The 16448-nt window shown below is 61.0% G+C and carries 14 protein-coding genes and 1 riboswitch; of the genes, 7 read left to right on the plus strand and 7 right to left on the minus strand.

Going from position 1 to position 16448, the window contains the following annotated elements:
* Window positions 1-5: 5 nt before the first annotated feature.
* A complete protein-coding gene (gene moaA, locus AC1M2H_RS19235) occupies window positions 6-995 on the minus strand; it encodes a GTP 3',8-cyclase MoaA (RefSeq protein ID WP_480148637.1) in 990 nt (329 codons plus the stop codon).
* Window positions 983-1121: riboswitch (molybdenum cofactor riboswitch) on the minus strand. It overlaps the preceding gene by 13 nt.
* A gap of 209 nt (window positions 1122-1330) precedes the next feature.
* Here moaA and yvcK point away from each other — a divergent pair.
* The 4 genes from yvcK to pmrB all read left to right on the plus strand — a co-directional run bounded on the left by yvcK (window position 1331) and on the right by pmrB (window position 5766).
* Complete coding sequence (yvcK, locus tag AC1M2H_RS19240; protein ID WP_480148638.1) at window positions 1331-2236, plus strand: uridine diphosphate-N-acetylglucosamine-binding protein YvcK; 906 nt, start codon at window positions 1331-1333, stop codon at window positions 2234-2236.
* A gap of 112 nt (window positions 2237-2348) precedes the next feature.
* Window positions 2349-3995, plus strand: a complete 1647-nt coding sequence (gene eptA, locus AC1M2H_RS19245) for a phosphoethanolamine transferase EptA (RefSeq protein WP_480148639.1) — start codon at window positions 2349-2351, stop codon at window positions 3993-3995.
* Complete coding sequence (gene pmrA / locus AC1M2H_RS19250; RefSeq protein ID WP_480148640.1) at window positions 3992-4666, plus strand: two-component system response regulator PmrA; 675 nt, start codon at window positions 3992-3994, stop codon at window positions 4664-4666. The genes eptA and pmrA overlap by 4 nt, the downstream gene beginning before the upstream one ends.
* Before the next feature lie 2 nt (window positions 4667-4668).
* The gene (gene pmrB / locus AC1M2H_RS19255; protein WP_480148641.1) at window positions 4669-5766 is read left to right on the plus strand and encodes a two-component system sensor histidine kinase PmrB; all 1098 of its coding nucleotides are present in this window, start codon (window positions 4669-4671) and stop codon (window positions 5764-5766) included.
* 251 nt (window positions 5767-6017) lie between these two features.
* On the opposite strand, the gene uvrB is transcribed toward pmrB, so the two are convergent.
* On the minus strand, window positions 6018-8033 hold the full coding sequence (gene uvrB / locus AC1M2H_RS19260; protein WP_480148642.1) for an excinuclease ABC subunit UvrB: 2016 nt from the start codon (window positions 8031-8033) through the stop codon (window positions 6018-6020).
* Window positions 8034-8770: 737 nt separating this feature from the next.
* On the opposite strand from uvrB, the gene AC1M2H_RS19265 reads away from it, so the two are divergent.
* Window positions 8771-9493 carry an ABC transporter ATP-binding protein gene (locus AC1M2H_RS19265; RefSeq protein WP_426815385.1) on the plus strand — a complete coding sequence of 241 codons (723 nt, stop codon included), beginning with the start codon at window positions 8771-8773 and terminating at the stop codon, window positions 9491-9493.
* On the opposite strand, the gene bioD is transcribed toward AC1M2H_RS19265, so the two are convergent.
* From bioD to bioB, 4 genes are read right to left on the minus strand one after another with little or no spacing between them, the layout of a single operon-like run.
* The gene (bioD, locus tag AC1M2H_RS19270) at window positions 9435-10157 is read right to left on the minus strand and encodes a dethiobiotin synthase (protein ID WP_480148643.1); all 723 of its coding nucleotides are present in this window, start codon (window positions 10155-10157) and stop codon (window positions 9435-9437) included. The two genes, AC1M2H_RS19265 and bioD, sit on opposite strands and share 59 nt — an antisense overlap.
* Window positions 10150-10905, minus strand: coding sequence for a malonyl-ACP O-methyltransferase BioC (bioC, locus tag AC1M2H_RS19275; protein ID WP_480148644.1), 756 nt, complete (start codon window positions 10903-10905; stop codon window positions 10150-10152). Before bioC ends, bioD begins: the two co-directional genes overlap by 8 nt.
* Window positions 10889-12046, minus strand: a complete 1158-nt coding sequence (bioF, locus tag AC1M2H_RS19280; protein ID WP_480148645.1) for an 8-amino-7-oxononanoate synthase — start codon at window positions 12044-12046, stop codon at window positions 10889-10891. Before bioF ends, bioC begins: the two co-directional genes overlap by 17 nt.
* Entirely contained in the window at window positions 12043-13083 is a 1041-nt protein-coding gene (gene bioB / locus AC1M2H_RS19285; protein WP_480148646.1) for a biotin synthase BioB, read from the minus strand. Before bioB ends, bioF begins: the two co-directional genes overlap by 4 nt.
* Window positions 13084-13168: 85 nt before the next feature.
* Here bioB and bioA point away from each other — a divergent pair, with 85 nt between their 5' ends.
* Entirely contained in the window at window positions 13169-14458 is a 1290-nt protein-coding gene (gene bioA / locus AC1M2H_RS19290; protein WP_480148647.1) for an adenosylmethionine--8-amino-7-oxononanoate transaminase, read from the plus strand.
* Between the two features lie 69 nt (window positions 14459-14527).
* The gene (locus AC1M2H_RS19295; RefSeq protein ID WP_480148648.1) at window positions 14528-15004 is read left to right on the plus strand and encodes a kinase inhibitor; all 477 of its coding nucleotides are present in this window, start codon (window positions 14528-14530) and stop codon (window positions 15002-15004) included.
* A gap of 35 nt (window positions 15005-15039) precedes the next feature.
* On the opposite strand, the gene AC1M2H_RS19300 is transcribed toward AC1M2H_RS19295, so the two are convergent.
* Window positions 15040-16428 carry an amino acid permease gene (locus AC1M2H_RS19300; protein ID WP_480148649.1) on the minus strand — a complete coding sequence of 463 codons (1389 nt, stop codon included), beginning with the start codon at window positions 16426-16428 and terminating at the stop codon, window positions 15040-15042.
* Window positions 16429-16448 lie beyond the last annotated feature (20 nt).

Here is a 16448-nt window from a genome sequence, read left to right on the forward strand (position 1 = left end):
ATCAATTATCCGCCAATATACGACAGGTTTTGCGTAATTCCGGTGTTGCCCTGATGCAGGAAATGGGTTTGCTTTTTATGGGTTAACGCTTCGGAGATGCGCGCTTTCAGCACCGCCTGTTGGCAGTCCTCGGCCAGCAGATCGCGTAAATCTACGCCGCCGTCGCCGAACAGGCACAAATGCAGCTTGCCCACGGAGGAGACGCGCAGGCGGTTGCAGGTGGCGCAGAAATCTTTTTCATAGGGCATGATCAGGCCGATCTCGCCGGCATAGTCCGGATGGCAGAAGACCTGCGCCGGGCCGTCGCTGCGCTGTCTAATCTGGTGGATCCAGCCGCGTCTGAGCAGCTCGTCGCGCAGCACCAGGCCGGAAATATGATGACGGCGGAACAGATCGCTGCCCTCTCCGGTCTCCATCAGCTCGATAAAGCGCAGCTGGATACGGCGCGGTTGGATCCACGCGAGGAAGGTGTCGAGCTGATGGTGGTTTACATCGCGCATCAGCACGGTGTTGACCTTCACCTTCTCAAAGCCGGCGGCGAAGGCGGCATCGATGCCGTCCATCACCTGCTGAAATTTATCCTGCCCGGTGATGGCGTGAAACTGGCGGGCGTCGAGGCTGTCCACGCTGACGTTGATCGCCGTTAGCCCGGCGTCGCGCCAGCGCTCGACGTCCCGCGCCAGGCGGTAGCCGTTGGTGGTGACCGCTATCTGGCGAATGGCGCGGTTTTCACGCACGGCGGCAATAATATCGACAAAATCGCGGCGCAGCGAAGGCTCACCGCCGGTGAGGCGCACTTTTTCGGTGCCGAGGGCGGAAAAAGCGCGCGTGACGCGACGAACTTCATCTACGCTAAGAAAGCCTTTGTTGTTCACCGGGCCGGGCCTGTAGCCGTCCGGAAGACAGTAGGTGCAACGGAAGTTACACACGTCAGTAATCGACAGGCGCAAGTAATAAAACTTCCGCGCAAATGCATCGGTAAGCTGTAAGGCCATATACACCTTTCCAGATTCGGGAGACGCGGTCATTTCTTTCCACGCCCTGGTGACTAGCTGGGCTGTCACGGCCAAAGCGCCATATCTTGCGACACAGGCACAGAGGCTAGAGTGTTAACGGGTTTATGCCGATAGTAGCGCGGAAATGACCGTTTCGCCATTTCCTATTTCGCTATATAATTATGTACATATCGGTATGATCGTGCATTTTCGCTACAGAATAGCCAAAATTCATGGTTTTGCATTGATGTCGGTCAGTTTGTCAGGATCGGGGCATCGTCTTTTAGGGGTAGATCGGTTACCGTGAGCCCGTTAATTTGAGATAAGGAATTTGTATGCGCAATCGGACTTTCGCCGATCTCGATCGGGTCGTGGCTCTTGGCGGAGGGCATGGTCTGGGCCGGGTCATGTCGTCGCTCTCATCGCTCGGATCGCGCCTGACCGGCATCGTCACCACCACCGATAACGGCGGATCCACGGGGCGCATTCGCCGCGCTGAAGGCGGCATTGCCTGGGGGGATATGCGCAACTGTATTAACCAGCTGATCGCCGAACCCAGCGTGGCATCCGCCATGTTTGAGTACCGTTTTAGCGGTAACGGCGAACTTTCCGGACATAACCTCGGAAACCTGATGTTAAAGGCCCTTGATAACCTTAGCGTCAGGCCCTTAGAGGCGATTAATTTAATCAGAAACCTGCTAAAAGTTGACGCCTTCCTGATACCGATGTCGGAACAACCGGTGGACTTGATGGCGATTGACGACGAAGGCCACGAAGTTTATGGCGAGGTGAATATCGACCAGCTCCCCCGCGTGCCGCGCGAGCTGATGCTGACCCCGCCGGTTCCCGCCACCCGCGAAGCGGTTGCGGCGATCGCCGAAGCCGATCTGATCCTGATCGGCCCCGGCAGCTTTTACACCAGCCTGCTGCCTATTTTGCTCCTCGACGAGATGGCGCAGGCGCTGCGCCGCACGCCGGCGCCGATGGTTTTTATCGACAACCTCGGCAAAGAGCACAGCCCGGCCGCCAGCCTGACGCTGGCAGACCGCATCGCGATTATGGAGCACTACGTGGGCAAGCGGGTAATTGACGCCGTCGTCATCGGGCCGAAGGCCGATGCCAGCGGCCTTGAGGAGCGGATGATCATCCAGACGCCGCTGGATGCCAGCGACGTCACCTATCGTCACGATCGCCGACTGCTGCGCAACGCGCTGGAGAAGGCGATTCAGATCCCCGGTTAATTACGCATTGATGCATAGCGCGGGGAGCATCGGCTCCCCACATTAATATCTTAAGGTTGTCTTAAAATAGAAGTGACAGCATAGCGAGCATGTTTTCATCAGGACTTTTGCTATGTCGTTATTTCCACTGCGTCGGCCGGTAGTGAGCCGCACGGTTTATCTGATTCTCTTTGCCGCCTACGTGGGGCTATTTCTGAATATCGCCTTCTACCGCCAGGTCTTCACCCTGCTGCCGGTCAATAGCCCACATAACTGGCTGGTGTTTCTCAGCATGCCGCTGGTCGCCTTCAGCGTCATGAATATCCTCACCACCCTGGCCTCTTTCCTGAAGCTCGACCGCGTCGTTATCAGCCTGTTTATTCTACTCAGCGCCTCGGCGCAGTACTTTATCTGGACCTTCGGGGTCATTATCGACCGGGCGATGATAACCAATATTCTTGATACTACGCCGGCGGAGAGCTTCGCCCTGCTGTCGGGCAGGATGGTGCTGACGCTCGGACTTTCCGGCGTGCTGGCGGTGGCGCTGGCCTGGTGGATTGAAGTGCGTAGGCCGAAAACGTTCGCGCGCGGCGTCGCCGTGCGGCTGCTGAACGTTGCGCTCTCGGCGATCCTTATCATGCTGATTGCCGCCCTGTTTTATAAAGATTACGCCTCGGTGTTCCGCAACAATAAAGAGCTGGTGAAGTCGCTGAGTCCGTCAAACAGCATCGTGGCGATCAACTCGTGGTATGCGCACAATAAAATGGACAATCTGCCGCTGGTCAAAATTGGCGAAGACACGCGGCAGAAGTCGCAAATGCGCGACGGGCCTCGGAAAAACCTGACTATTCTGGTGCTGGGAGAAACCTCGCGGGCGCAAGATTTCGCCCTCGGCGGCTACTCCCGCGACACCAACCCGCGCCTGCGGCAGGATAACGTTATCTATTTCCCCAACACCACCTCCTGCGGCACCGCCACCGCCGTCTCGGTTCCGTGCATGTTCTCCAACATGCCGCGCGAGCGCTATGATGAAGAGCTGGCCCATCACCAGGAGGGCGTGCTGGATATTCTGCAGCGCGCCGGTATTCAGGTGTTGTGGAACGACAACGACGGCGGCTGTAAAGGCGCCTGCGATCGCGTCCCGCATCAGAACGTTACCGATCTCAAGCTGGCGGGTCAGTGCATCGATGGCGAATGCTACGATGAGGTGTTGTTCCATAATCTGGAAAGCTACATCGACAATTTGCAACAGGACGGCATTATCGTTCTGCACACTATCGGCAGCCACGGCCCGACGTACTACAATCGCTACCCGGCTGAATTCAAAAAGTTCACCCCGACCTGCGATACCAATGAAATCCAGAGGTGCACGCCGCAGCAGCTGACCAACACCTACGACAACACCATCTTGTACGCCGATTACGTGGTGGATAAGGCGATAAAGCTGCTGCAGTCAAAGCAGGATAAATTTACCACCAGCCTGGTCTATCTTTCCGACCACGGCGAGTCGCTGGGCGAAGACGGCGTCTATCTGCACGGGCTGCCGTGGTCCATCGCGCCGGATACGCAAAAGCGCGTCCCGATGCTGATGTGGCTGTCGCAGGATTACCAGCAGCGCTACGGTATTTCCAGCAGGTGCCTGCAGCAAAAAGCAACAACGGCGGCCTATTCGCAGGATAACTTGTTCTCCACCCTGCTCGGCCTGTTCGGGGTCAGTACCCGCGAATACCGGGCGACAGACGGTATTTTAACGCCATGCATAAGCGAGGCCGGCAGATGAAAATCTTAGTCATTGAAGACGATGCGCTCCTGTTACAGGGATTAATACTGGCCATGCAGAGCGAGGGGTACGCCTGCGACGGCGTCGCCAGCGCTCACGAGGCCGCGCTGTCGCTGGCCAGCAACCACTACGGTCTGGTGGTCCTCGATCTCGGGCTGCCGGATGAGGACGGCCTGCACTTCCTTGCGCGGATGCGGCGGGAGAAATTCAGTCAGCCGGTGCTGATCCTCACCGCCCGCGATACCGTCGAAGACCGCATTGACGGCCTCGATACCGGCGCCGACGACTATCTGGTGAAGCCCTTTGCGCTGGAAGAGCTTAACGCCCGCATCCGCGCGCTGCTCCGTCGCCACCATAACCAGGGCGACAGCGAAATGGCGGTCGGCAACCTGCGCCTCAATATCACCCGCCGGCAGGTGTGGCTGGGCGAAGATTCGCTGGAGCTAACGCCGAAAGAGTACTCCCTGCTGTCGCGCCTGATGATGAAGGCGGGCAGCCCGGTACATAGGGAAATTCTCTACAACGATATCTACAGCTGGGATAACGAACCGGCGACCAATACCCTGGAAGTGCATATTCACAACCTGCGCGATAAGGTCGGCAAGGCGCGGATCCGCACCATCAGGGGCTTCGGCTATATGCTGGTGAATAATACCGAATCGGAGTCATAGAGATGCCGCTGTTCGCCACCGAAAAATGGACCATGCGCTTTCGCCTGCTGCTGACCATCGGCACCATTCTGGCGGTCTGCCAGATTATCAGCGTGTTCTGGCTGTGGCATGAAAGCAAAGAGCAAATTCAGCTGCTGGTGGCCAGCGCCATTGAGGGCCACAACAACCAGAAGCACGTTGAGCACGAGGTGCGGGAAGCGGTCGCCAGCCTGCTGATCCCAAGCCTGCTGATTATCGGCCTCGCGCTCTATATCAGCCTGCTGGCGGTGAAAAAGATAACCCGCCCGCTCTCCCGCCTGCAGGGCGAGCTGGAAAACCGCACTCCGGATAACCTCCAGCCCATCGAACTCAGCGAGTCGGTGCCGGAAGTGACCGCCGTCACCACCGCGCTGAACCAGCTGGTATCGCGCCTGAACCTGACGCTCGACCGCGAGCGCCTGTTTACCGCCGACGTGGCCCACGAGCTGCGCACGCCGCTGGCCGGGCTGCGCCTGCACCTCGAACTGCTGGCCAAAGTGCACGGCGTCGGCGTCGCTCCGCTTATCCAGCGCCTCGATCAGATGACCAACAGCATCTCCCAGCTCCTGCAGCTGGCCCGCGTAGGGCAGTCGTTTTCCGCCGGGAGCTACCAGCAGGTGCAGCTGATGGAGGATGTCGTTGAGCCGCTTGCGGAGGAGCTGGAGGTGATGCTGGCGCCGCGCCGGCAAAAGCTTGAGATCGCGGGTCCGGACGAGAAGGTGATGGTTTCCGGCGACGCCACGCTGCTGCGCGTGGTGCTGCGTAATCTGGTGGAGAACGCGCACCGCTATAGTCCGACGGATTCAACGATCCGGGTATCGATTCAGGCAGGGTCAACGCCGATTCTGGCGGTGGAGGACGAAGGTCCGGGAATTGATGAAGCGAAAAGCGGCGAGCTGAGCAAAGCGTTTGTTCGCATGGACAGCCGCTACGGCGGCATTGGTCTGGGATTAAGCATCGTCACCCGTATCGCCCAGCTGCACGATACCCAGTTCTTTTTGCATAACCGCCAGCCGGGCCCCGGCGTTCGCGCCTGGGTGCTCTTCCCCAGGCCTTCGCGTCAGAAGGTCAGCACCCACTGATGGAAGAAGGCGACGACGATAATAAAGGCGCAGGTGATGGCCAGATATTGGTGAAAGTGTAGTTTTTGCATGACGCTATCCTCATTAGAATGGAGATAGTGTCCCTGAACAAGATTAAGCGGATATTAAGATCCGGCCCAGCGGGCCATTTTATTTGCCATTTTGGCCCGGGCGGCGCGCGCATCCGCAGGCGCTGCCCGTAGGTCGCGAGCGTTCCGCGCGGCCCCAGGCTGGCGGCAACGGCCGCTGGCCTACGACGCGGCGATAAACAGCTCCCGCAGCGTATGCAGCTGGTCGCGGATCTGCGCCGCTTCTTCGAACTCCAGGTTCTGCGCATGCTGCATCATCTGCCCTTCCAGCTCGTGAATGCGCTGCTGCAGCGCTTTTGGCGTCAGCGCTGGCGTATCCGCCTCCACCGGTGAACGCGACTTGCCGCGCCCCTTGGCCTTGGTCTTCGCCAGGCTGCTGCCCAGCGCCAGAATATCGACCACCTTCTTGTTCAGGCCCTGCGGGATGATGCCGTTCTCTTCGTTGTAGCGCTGCTGCTTCTCACGACGCCGCTCGGTTTCGCTGATGGCCTTCGCCATCGAGGCGGTGATTCTGTCGCCGTAGAGAATCGCCTTACCGTTGATGTTACGCGCCGCGCGGCCGATGGTCTGGATCAGCGAACGCTCGGAGCGCAGGAAGCCCTCTTTGTCCGCATCAAGGATCGCCACCAGCGAAACCTCCGGCATATCCAGCCCCTCACGCAGCAGGTTGATCCCGACCAGCACGTCGAATTCGCCGAGGCGCAGATCGCGGATAATCTCCATACGCTCGACGGTATCGATATCCGAATGCAGGTAGCGCACGCGCTCGCCGTGCTCTTCGAGGTACTCGGTCAGGTCTTCGGCCATCCGCTTGGTCAGGGTCGTCACCAGCACGCGCTCGTTGATGGCGGAGCGCTGGCGAATCTCCGATAGCAGATCGTCGACCTGAGTGCCCACCGGACGCACTTCGATGACCGGGTCCAGCAGGCCGGTCGGACGGACCACCTGATCGACCACCTCATCGCCGGATTTATCCAGCTCATAGGCGCCGGGCGTCGCCGAAACGTAGATAGTCTGCGGCGCCAGCGCCTCAAACTCCTCAAACTTCATCGGACGGTTATCCAGCGCCGACGGCAGGCGGAAACCGTACTCCACCAGCGTCTCTTTACGCGCCCGGTCGCCGCGATACATCCCGCCGATTTGCGGAATGGTGACGTGGGATTCATCGATAACCAGCAGGCCATCCGCCGGCAGATAGTCGAACAGCGTCGGCGGCGGCTCGCCCGGCCCGCGTCCGGAAAGGTAGCGCGAGTAGTTTTCAATGCCCGAGCAGTAGCCCAGCTCGTTCATCATTTCAAGGTCAAACTGGGTACGCTGGCTCAGGCGCTGCTCTTCCAGCAGCTTGTTGTTTTCCAGCAGCACCTTGCGCCTGTCCGCCAGCTCGACTTTTATCTCTTCCATCGCCTGAACGATACGTTCGCGCGGAGTAACGTAGTGCGTTTTCGGGTAGATGGTATAGCGCGGAATGGACGATTCCACCTGTCCGGTAAGCGGGTCAAAGAGCGACAGACGTTCAACCTCTTCGTCGAACAGCTCAATGCGCAGGGCAATGTCGTCCGATTCGGCCGGGAAGACGTCGATGACCTCGCCGCGAACGCGGAAGGTCCCGCGCTGGAACGCCTGGTCGTTGCGGGTGTACTGCAGCTCCGCGAGGCGGCGCAGAATCGCCCGCTGGTCAATCAGCATGCCGGTAGTCAGGTGCAGCATCATTTTCAGGTACAGGTCGGGATCGCCGAGGCCATAAATGGCCGAGACCGAGGCCACCACGATGACGTCGCGGCGCTCCAGCAGTGCCTTGGTTGCCGACAGGCGCATCTGCTCAATATGTTCGTTGACCGAGGCGTCCTTCTCGATGAAGGTGTCCGAACTCGGCACGTAGGCTTCGGGCTGGTAGTAGTCGTAGTAGGAGACGAAGTACTCGACGGCATTCTCCGGGAAAAACTCCTTCATTTCGCCATACAGCTGCGCCGCCAGGGTCTTGTTAGGCGCGAGCACCATCGTCGGACGCTGCAGGTCGGCAACGACGTTAGCGATGGTGAAGGTTTTCCCCGATCCGGTTACTCCCAGCAGCGTTTGGTGCGCCAGGCCATCTTCCAGCCCCTCTTCGAGGCGGCGGATGGCTTCCGGCTGATCGCCAGAGGGACGGAAAGCGGAATGCAGCGTGAACGTTTTACTCATATGTCTGACCCTGAAGGAGGATGAAGCGCCCGGCGCGAAACAGCAGGTGTTTAATTCTACTCGCCGCCGCCGCTTTTGCCAATAAATAATACTGGATATAAAACCAGTATCGTATTATTGTTTGCCCTGTAAACCCTGCGTCAGGCGGTTACATTTGAGCAAAAAAAGACCGTCTTGTGGAATAATCCGCCGCTGAGTAAGGTTATCCCCAGAAAATTTTGTCATTTAACATTTGTCAAGCAAGGCGATGAATCTTTTATGGCAGCAGGTGACACTTTCCTTACAGCCATTGATTTTATACAACCAATTGATATAAAACAGAATTTAATAAAAGACGGGTTTCGCGCCAATTCCGCCGCAGGCCGCGTAATCTCTAGCTTACCGCAAGTTCTCTAACTCTAATACACAAGGTTATCCACAGGAATAGTGGATAACTCGCTGCAGGCCATGACCTCTGCCACCCGGCCGAAATTGTCCGCCGAACAAAAACGCGCGGCTAAAAAATATTATTGAATTATTTTTGATGTTTATCAGCTAAAGACGGCCGCCTTTTTGCTTCTTTCTGCACCACGTTTCACGCCGCTTAGCACCGGGAGAGTGCAGCCGCTTCGCCGATCCCTGCGCGGGGCTGCAGGCGCGACCTGTTCTGGCAGAAAAATGCCGTCACTTCTTTTTCCTGGCAAGAGATTTGCAGAATGTTTGTCCCGCTCGTCGTCGCCAAAAAGGAGAAAACGTCTATGTTGAGTCTACGCGCCGTCAATCAGTACTATGGAAGCCAGCACACGCTGTGGAACGTCGATCTTGAGCTCAGGCCAGGAGAGTGCACCTGCGTGATGGGAAGCCAGGGAATGGGGAAAACCACTCTGGTCAACTGTATTACCGGAAATCTCCCGGTCGCCAGCGGCAGCATCACCTGGCAGGAGCGCGGGGCGCCGCCCTGCGACCTGATGCCGCTCTCCGCTCATTCACGCAGCATCATCGGTATCGGCTACGTGCCGCAGGACCGGCGCATCTTTACCCAGCTCAGCGTAGAAGAGAATCTGCATGTTGCGCTGGCGGCAGGCGGGACGCCCGGCGCCGTGGTGAGCAGCGAGATTTACGATCTGTTTCCGCAGCTCTACGCCCTTCGCCAGAGCAAGGGCGCCGCGCTTATGGAAGACGACAGGTATCAGCTGGCGCTGGCGAGGGCGCTGATCGTCCGACCGCGCCTGCTGATACTCGACGAGCCGTCGCGCGGCAGCGGACAGCACTTTATGCATAAGCTGGGGGATCTGCTGGTGCGCCTGAACCGGGATATCGGCTTAACGGTGCTGCTCGCCGAGCAGCACCTGCCGTTTATTCGCCGGGTGGCCGACCGCTTCTGCCTGCTGCACCGCGGGCGCAGCGTGGCGCAGGGCGACGTTATGGAACTGGATGAACCGCTGCTGGCGAAGTGGATGACGCCCGATCCAGCGCGCTAAGATCGAGATATCGGCCGAGATCCTGCCGCGACGACGCCTCCTCCAGCCACGGGATCTCGCCCAGCATGGGCGCGGCCAGCAGCCGTTTGAGGGTCGTGAGGTATTCGCGGTGGCGCTTCCCCGGCGGCTGGACGTCGTTGGCAATCCAGCCCGCCAGCGGCAGTCCCGCCTGGCGCACCGCCTGAGCCGTCAGCAGGGCGTGGTTAATGCAGCCCAGCTTAATCCCCACCACCAGAATCACCGGCAGCCGCTCCTCCTGCACCCAGTCGGCAAAGCTCAGGGTTTCAGACAGCGGCGTAAACCAGCCCCCCGCTCCTTCCACCAGCAGCCAGTCGGCCTGCTTCTCCAGCTCGCGCAGCCCGGCGGAGAGCGCAGCGGCGGTGATGGGGCGCCCCTCATCGGCGCTAATAATATGCGGTGAAGTGGGTTCAGCAAAGGCGAACGGGTTAACCTGTTCATAGCTCAGCGCCACGCGGCTGTGGCGCTGCAGGGCCAGGGCGTCGTCGTTGCGCAGGCCCTGCTCCGTGAACTCGCTGCCGGAGGCCACCGGCTTATAGCCGGCGCTTTTCCGGCCCTGCAGGTTCGCCGCCTGCAGCAGGGCGCAGCTGCTCACCGTTTTACCGACTTCAGTATCCGTTCCGGTGACAAAATAACGTTCAATCACGCTCAATGACTCCTGTAAAAAGATGGTAGGTCAGCGGGCACTGCCCGTGCCGTTTGGGCCATGCCAGCTGAAGCTGGCGCAGCTTGCCGCGGCTGAGCGGTGCCGCGCTGCGCCCCTCGTGTAAATGGGTGGCGCCGATACCTTTTAACGAACGCATCGCGCTCAGGGCATCGGTAAACGGCAGGGTCACGGCATGAACCTGCGCCTCGGCCCGCCAGCCGCCCAGCGCGCTGCGTACCGCCTGCTCGCTGAGAAAACGGTTGGCGTGCGGATGCCGGTCAATCGTCGCCCAGGCCTGGTTGAGCTCGGGGAGCGAGCCGGCCAGCAGAGTGCTGAACGCCACCCGCCCGCCGGGGCGCACCACCCGATACAGCTCGGCAAGCGCGGCGCTGAGGTCGTCGCACCACTGCACGGCCAAATTACTCCACGCCAGGTCCACGCAGGCCTCCGGCAGCGGCAGGGATTCAATATCGCCCTCCACGTAGCCGTGCGCGGCCTGCTGACGCCGGGCCTCTGCCAGCATCTCGACGGAGATATCCAGCGCGATGACGCGGCTGCCCGCCTCGCGCCAGCAGCGGCTCATGCCGCCGGGGCCGCAGCCGGCGTCCAGCACCTCGGCGAAGCGCCGGCCGTTAAGCTGTCCCAGCAGCAGCTCGGCGCTGCGCCGCTGCAGCTCATCGTGCTGCGTATAGCCGCTCGCCGCCCGGCCGAAGGCGGCGGCCACCGCGCGTTTATTCACCGCCGTCATGCAGCACCTCCAGCAGGCGATCGATATCCTCAGGCTCGTGCGCCGCGCTCAGGGTCAGCCGCAGCCGGGCGCTGCCGACCGGCACCGTCGGCGGGCGGATCGCCGTCGCCCAGCAGCCCTGCTCGCGCAGGCGGGCCGCCAGGCGCAGGGCGCGCGTATTGTCCCCCACGATCAACGGCTGAATGGCGCTGATTGATTCGGTGAGCTGCCCGGGATAGTCGCGCATCCCGTCCCGGAACCGGGCAATGCGGCAGGCCAGGGCTTCCCGCCGCCGCCGGCCCTCATCGCCGCGGATAGTCTGCAGCGCGGCGCTGAGCGCCACGGCCTGGGCCGGCGGCATGGCGGTGCTGTAAATCAGGTGGCGGGCAAACTGCAGCAGGTAGTCCGCCAGCGCATCGCTGCACAGTACCGCCGCGCCGCTGACGCCAAAGGCCTTGCCGAAGGTCACCACCAGCAGCTCAGGATGGACGTTTTGCGCATAGCAGCTGCCCCGCCCTTCGTCGCCCAGCACCCCAATGCCGTGGGCATCGTCGACCAGCAGCCAGCCGCCGGCTTCAGCGGTGGCCTGTTGGATCGGGCCGAGGGGCGCGCTATCGCCGTCCATGCTGAAAACACCTTCAGTGATCGTCAGCTGCTGGCCCGCCAGCGGCTTCTCCAGTAACGCTTTCAGCTGCTGAACATCGTTGTGCTGAAAGCGCCGCAGCTGCGCCGGGCTGAAGCTGGCGGCTTCCAGCAGCGAAGCGTGGCTCAGGCGATCCGCTACCGCGCGATCGTCCTTGCCGAGCAGGGCGGCAATCAGCGCCTGATTCGCGGCAAAGCCGGAGATAAACAGCAGCGCGCGCGGATAGCCCAGCCAGTCGGCCAGCGCCTCCTCCAGCTGGCGATGCGCGTCGCTGTAGCCGCTGACGTGGCCGGAGCCGCCGCTGCCGACGCCATAGCGTTCGGCGCCCTGCTGCCAGCCGGCGATAATCAGCGGATGCTGGCTCAGGCCAAGGTAGTCGTTGCTGGAAAAGTTGAGCCAGCGCTGCCCCTCGCGGGTCAGCCAGCGCCCGGCGCCCTGCGCTACAGGCTGACGAGAGCGAAAGGCATCCGCCCGCCGCCGTTCGCTCAGCGCCTGCTCGATGCGTTGCTGCCAGCTCATAGCACCGCCGCGTTGTAATATTCCTCGGTATCGGGGTTATTCAGCGCGTGCTCCAGGCGCTGCTGCTGCTCGTTATCGCCTTCCAGCACCGCAGTCTGCTGCGGATTCAGCCCCAGCTTGCGGAACAGCTGCAGGTCCTTATCCTCTTCCGGGTTCGGCGTCGTCAGCAGCTTGCAGCCGTAGAAAATGGAGTTGGCCCCGGCCATAAAGCACATCGCCTGGGTCTGTTCGTTCATCTGCTCGCGGCCGGCGGAGAGTCGCACGTAGGAGGTCGGCATCATGATCCGCGCCACCGCGATGGTGCGGATAAATTCAAACGCGTCGACGTCGTCGTTGTCCGCCAGCGGCGTGCCTTTCACCTTCACCAGCATGTTGATGGGCACGCTTTCCGGCGGCGTCGGCAGGTTGGCCAGCTGCAGCAGCAGCCCGGCGCGATCTTTTACCGTTTCGCCCAGCCCGACAATCCCGCCGGAGCACACTTTAATGCCGGCGCCGCGCACTTTGCCGAGGGTGTCGAGGCGCTCCTGGTAGGTACGGGTGGTGATGATATTGCCGTAGAACTCCGGGGAGGTATCGAGGTTGTGGTTGTAGTAGTCGAGGCCCGCGCCGGCGAGGCGCTGCGCCTGGCTATCGCTCAGGGTGCCGAGGGTCATACAGGACTCCAGCCCCAGCGCCTTAACCCCTTTGACCATCTGCTCCAGATAGGGCATATCGCGGTCGTGCGGGTTCTTCCACGCCGCGCCCATGCAGAAACGGGTCGAACCGGCGTTTTTGGCCTGCCGCGCCGACTCCAGCACCTGTTCAACCTCCATCAGGCGCTCGGACTCGAGACCGGTTTTATAGCGCGCGCTTTGCGGACAGTATTTGCAGTCTTCCGGGCAGGCGCCGGTCTTAATCGACAGCAGCGTGCTGACCTGAACCTGGCGCGGGTCAAAATGCTGGCGATGGATCTGCTGGGCTTCAAACAGCAGATCCAGCAGTGGTCTATTAAATAACTCAGTAACTTGCGACATTGTCCAGCGTGCGTGGTGAGCCATTGGCTTCTCCAAAAGGTTTTGTTAACTGTCGGTTCGGTTTATACTCGTAAACCTAAATGTTTTCAAAATTGTTTACAAGTCGCTTATGAAAATGGACGATCTCGTCTTCGATCGGCGCCACATCTGGCATCCCTACACTTCCATGACCTCTCCCCTGCCGGTTTACCCGGTAGTAGCCGCTCGCGGCTGCGAGCTTTCGCTGGCCAGCGGCGAACGGCTGATTGACGGCATGTCGTCATGGTGGGCGGCGATCCACGGCTACAACCACCCGCGGCTGAATGCGGCGATGAAGGCGCAGATCGACCAGATGTCGCACGTGATGTTCGGCGGCATAACCCACCCGTCGGCGGTGGCGCTGTGCCGCCAGCTGGTAGCGATGACCCCGCAATCGCTGGAGTGCGTGTTCCTCGCCGACTCGGGGTCCGTGGCGGTCGAAGTGGCGATGAAAATGGCCCTCCAGTACTGGCAGGCAAAGGGCGAACCGCGCCGGCGTTTTCTCACCTTCCGCAACGGCTATCACGGCGACACCTTCGGCGCGATGTCGGTGTGCGACCCGGATAACTCCATGCACAGCCTGTGGCAGGGCTATCTGCCGGACAACCTCTTCGCGCCGGCGCCGCAAAGCCGCTTTGACGGCGAGTGGGACGAGCTGGACATGGTGCCCTTTGCCCGCCTGATGGCCGCCCATCGCCATGAAATTGCCGCGGTGATCCTCGAGCCCATCGTGCAGGGCGCCGGCGGGATGCGGATGTACCATCCGGAGTGGTTAAGGCGCATCCGTAAGATGTGCGATCGCGAAGGTATCCTGCTGATTGCCGATGAGATTGCCACCGGCTTTGGCCGTACCGGTAAACTGTTCGCCTGCGATCACGCGGGCATTGCGGCGGATATACTGTGCCTCGGCAAAGCGCTGACCGGCGGGACCATGACGCTCTCCGCGACGCTGACGACCCGCACGGTCGCAGAAACCATCAGCAACGGCGAGGCCGGCTGCTTTATGCACGGCCCGACCTTTATGGGCAACCCGCTGGCCTGCGCGGTGGCGGCGGAGAGCCTGAACCTGCTGGCAGGCGGCGAGTGGCAGACCCAGGTTGCCGCCATTGAAGCGCAGCTGAAAGCCGAGCTGGCGCCCGCCCGCGATTCCGCGCTGGTGGCCGACGTGCGCGTGCTCGGGGCGATTGGCGTGGTGGAAACCCGCCGCCCGGTGAATATGGCCGCCCTGCAGCGCTTTTTCGTCGAGCAGGGCGTGTGGGTGCGCCCGTTCGGCAAGCTTATCTACCTGATGCCGCCGTATATCATTAGCGCGGAGCAGCTGACGCGCCTGACCCGGGCGGTCAACGCGGCGGTGCTGGAAGAAACATTTTTTAGCGATTAAGAGACGGTAATGCCGCGCCGCACGCGCTACACTTCTTTGCGAATCAGTAGATTAACTTGAGGAGAGACGATGAAACTCATCAGTCAAGATTTGCAGGATGGGAGAAAACTGCCCAATCGTCATGTATTCAACGGCATGGGCTACGCGGGGGACAATATTTCACCGCATCTGGCGTGGGATGAGGTGCCGGCGGGCAGCAAAAGCTTCGTGGTGACCTGTTTCGATCCCGACGCGCCGACCGGCTCCGGCTGGTGGCACTGGATCGTGGCGAACCTCCCCGCCGATACGCGCGTGCTGCCCCAGGGCGCCGGCTCCGGCCTCGCGGCGCTGCCGGAAGAGGCGGTTCAAACCCGTACCGATTTCGGCCAGGCGGGCTACGGCGGCGCGGCGCCGCCGCAGGGAGAGAGCCATCGCTACATCTTTACGGTGCACGCGCTGGACGTCGACAAAATTGAGGTCGATGAAGGCGCAAGCGGGGCGATGGTCGGTTTTAACGTCCATTTCCACAGCCTCGGCAGCGCCTCCATCACCGCTCTGTTTAGCTAACCCCCCTTCCCCGGGCCAGGCCCGGGGAAAGTCGGCTACTGCTCCGTCACCGCGACGACCGCGGTTTTGCGCACTCGCGCATACCACACCGCGGTCAGCAGCCCCAGCCAGACCAGGCCGGCGATCAGCACAATACGCGTCTCTTCAACCATCCCCAGCACCGCAATCACCACCCCCATAAACAGCAGGGTCAGCAGCGGCGCCAGCGGCCAGAACGGCACCGGGAACTCAATATTACGCCGCTCTTGCGCCGACAGGCCGCGGCGCATCGCAAAGTGGGCCAGCAGGATCATCAGCCAGACCCACACCGTGGCAAACGCCGCCAGCGAGGCGATCAGCACGAAGATCTGCTCCGGCATCAGGTAGTTCAGCACCACCGCGACCAGCAGCGCCATGCCCATCACCACCACCGTCATCCACGGCACGCCGTTGCTGGCGATGCGCTGGAAGCTTTTCGGCGCCATCCCCTCTTTCGCCATGCCGTACATCATGCGCCCCGCGCCGAAGATATCGCTGTTGATGGCCGAAATGCTGGCGCTAATGACGATAATATTGAGGATCGTCGCCGCCGCCGGAATCCCCAGCCCGCTGAAGATCAGCACGAACGGACTGCCCTGCTCGCCAAAGCTGTTCCACGGGAAAATAGCCATCAGGATCGCCAGCGTGCAGACGTAAAACAGCACGATGCGCAGCGGGATGGTGTTGATCGCCTGCGGAATAACCTTTTTCGGATTCTGCGCCTCCGCGGCGGTGACGCCGATAATCTCCACGCCACCGAAGGCAAACATCACGATCCCCAGCGAAGCGATAACTCCCTGCCAGCCGTTGGGCGCAAAGCCGCCGTGGCTCCACAGATTTTCCAGCCCCGTCGCCGGGAACGCGTGGCCGAAGCCAAAGAAGATGATGCCGCAGCCGGCCGCGATCATCGCAATAATGGCCACCACCTTAATCAGCGAGAGCCAAAACTCCATCTCGCCAAAAATTCGCACGTGGCACAGGTTCATCGCGCCGATGAAAAAGATAATGCTCAGCACCCAGATCCAGCGCGGCACGTCGGGATACCACAGCCCCATATAAATCCCAAACGCGGTCACGTCGGCGAGGGCCACAATCACCATTTCGAAGGTGTAGGTCCAGCCGGTGATAAACCCGGCCAGCGGGCCGAGATACTCCCGCGCGTAGCTGCCGAAGGAGCCGGAGATGGGGTTGCGCACCGCCATTTCTCCCAGCGCGCGCATCACGATAAAGACTGCCGCGCCGCCGATGAGATAGGCCAGCAGCACCGCAGGACCCGCGGCCTTGATGGCGGCGGCCGACCCGTAGAACAGCCCGGTGCCGATGGCGGAACCGAGCGCGATAAAGCGAATATGGCGAGCGTTCAGCCCGCGCAGCAGATGTGGCTTTTGTGGCGATGGTTGTTGCATATGCAAGTGTCCTGATAATT

The sequence above is a fragment of the Klebsiella sp. F11 genome, assembly GCF_056712265.1.

Coding starts and splice junctions, on each gene's coding strand:
- uvrB (WP_480148642.1), bottom strand. CDS start 8,033: ATGAGTAAAACGTTCACGCTGCATTCCGCTTTCCGTCCCTCTGGCGAT.
- bioA (WP_480148647.1), top strand. CDS start 13,169: ATGAAAATGGACGATCTCGTCTTCGATCGGCGCCACATCTGGCATCCC.
- bioF (WP_480148645.1), bottom strand. CDS start 12,046: ATGAGCTGGCAGCAACGCATCGAGCAGGCGCTGAGCGAACGGCGGCGG.
- AC1M2H_RS19300 (WP_480148649.1), bottom strand. CDS start 16,428: ATGCAACAACCATCGCCACAAAAGCCACATCTGCTGCGCGGGCTGAAC.
- AC1M2H_RS19265 (WP_426815385.1), top strand. CDS start 8,771: ATGTTGAGTCTACGCGCCGTCAATCAGTACTATGGAAGCCAGCACACG.
- pmrA (WP_480148640.1), top strand. CDS start 3,992: ATGAAAATCTTAGTCATTGAAGACGATGCGCTCCTGTTACAGGGATTA.
- yvcK (WP_480148638.1), top strand. CDS start 1,331: ATGCGCAATCGGACTTTCGCCGATCTCGATCGGGTCGTGGCTCTTGGC.
- AC1M2H_RS19295 (WP_480148648.1), top strand. CDS start 14,528: ATGAAACTCATCAGTCAAGATTTGCAGGATGGGAGAAAACTGCCCAAT.
- bioB (WP_480148646.1), bottom strand. CDS start 13,083: ATGGCTCACCACGCACGCTGGACAATGTCGCAAGTTACTGAGTTATTT.
- moaA (WP_480148637.1), bottom strand. CDS start 995: ATGGCCTTACAGCTTACCGATGCATTTGCGCGGAAGTTTTATTACTTG.
- eptA (WP_480148639.1), top strand. CDS start 2,349: ATGTCGTTATTTCCACTGCGTCGGCCGGTAGTGAGCCGCACGGTTTAT.
- pmrB (WP_480148641.1), top strand. CDS start 4,669: ATGCCGCTGTTCGCCACCGAAAAATGGACCATGCGCTTTCGCCTGCTG.
- bioC (WP_480148644.1), bottom strand. CDS start 10,905: ATGACGGCGGTGAATAAACGCGCGGTGGCCGCCGCCTTCGGCCGGGCG.